Annotated in this window: 1 protein-coding gene and 1 pseudogene; both read right to left on the bottom strand. The window is 59.3% G+C overall.

Going from position 1 to position 1,061, the window contains the following annotated elements; all coding sequences use genetic code 11:
• Positions 1-647: pseudogene (locus tag Q319_RS0123685) on the bottom strand (hypothetical protein); the annotation flags it as partial.
• Positions 647-1,061, bottom strand: a 415-nt coding sequence (locus Q319_RS28070) for a hypothetical protein (protein ID WP_162178714.1), incomplete at its 5' end; no start/stop codon positions are given. The pseudogene Q319_RS0123685 and the gene Q319_RS28070, both read right to left, overlap by 1 nt.

The raw sequence follows: 1,061 nt of genomic DNA on the forward strand, positions 1-1,061 counted from the left end.
AGCGCCTTGGATTCCTTGAGCGCATTTCCAGAGCGGTCCCCATAACCGTCCCGCACTTCAATGGCGAGACGGGCGAGATTGGTAACGTGCGCGGTGTGGCCTGCTCGAATGGCCGCAACTGCGGTGAGCATGGCGGCCTGTGTTTTGCCAGTACCCGTTTCGGAACTCCAGATCAAGACGCTATGGCCTTCTTTGACAATGTCGCGGATGTGGCCGCAAGCGCCTGCCAGCCGGTCTAATGGAGCGAGCTGCTCTAAATTCTCCCAGGTGGTGTCGAGATAGCGCCCATCTACTCCAGCAGCAATCAACCGGGCGCGCAGATTGGCTTGTTCATCTTTAGCGCGGCATCGAGGGCAGGGGACGGCGGGGTGTGTGCCGGGCTGGGGGATGAGACCGCCCTGACAAAACTGCTCGTGTTGGATGGGGGTCATGGACTCAGGCCGGGCCGACCAACCGCGCAGCTCATCCTCGTTGGCGTACAGCAAGGCGTCCGAGGTCTGGATGAGGCCAAGCGCCTGTTCTAGCGGCAGTTCGTAAGGTGCGACCGGAGAACTGATCACGCCGCGTAAGCGCAACTGATCCATGATGTCCTTGGCAAGGGTGATCTCGCGCTGGGTCTTCTCTTCTTGTATCAGAGCTTCAGACATCAACGGTTCCTCCGGGCAGTGCCGTGCAGGGGAGCACTACGAATTAGGGCGTCCATATCGATTTCGCCGCTGTCGTTCAAGGGGGCGGCCTGCTCCTGGCGCACAGGGAACTTCGCGTTCCGACATTCATCGTCGAGCAGTTCCTTGAACCGGGTGTTGACCTTTAGGCCCCTGGCCGTGTGGGAAAGCTGCGCTTCGCGTAACAGCTCTTCCACACGGCCAAAAGGCAGAGCAAACCAATCGACGGTACGGTCTACGCCAAGTGGCGGAATTTCACCCAGGATCTGATCAACGAACTTGTGACTCAGCTTGCGCCGCAGATAAATTTCTGTCTCGCTGCGCACCGCTGCGCCGCCCGCCGGAACTTTTTCAGAAGAAGTGAGATGATCGTCTAACCTTCCCTGCGCTGTGGGT

Source organism: Deinococcus marmoris DSM 12784, assembly GCF_000701405.1.
In the GTDB taxonomy this organism is placed as follows: Bacteria; Deinococcota; Deinococci; order Deinococcales; family Deinococcaceae; genus Deinococcus; species Deinococcus marmoris.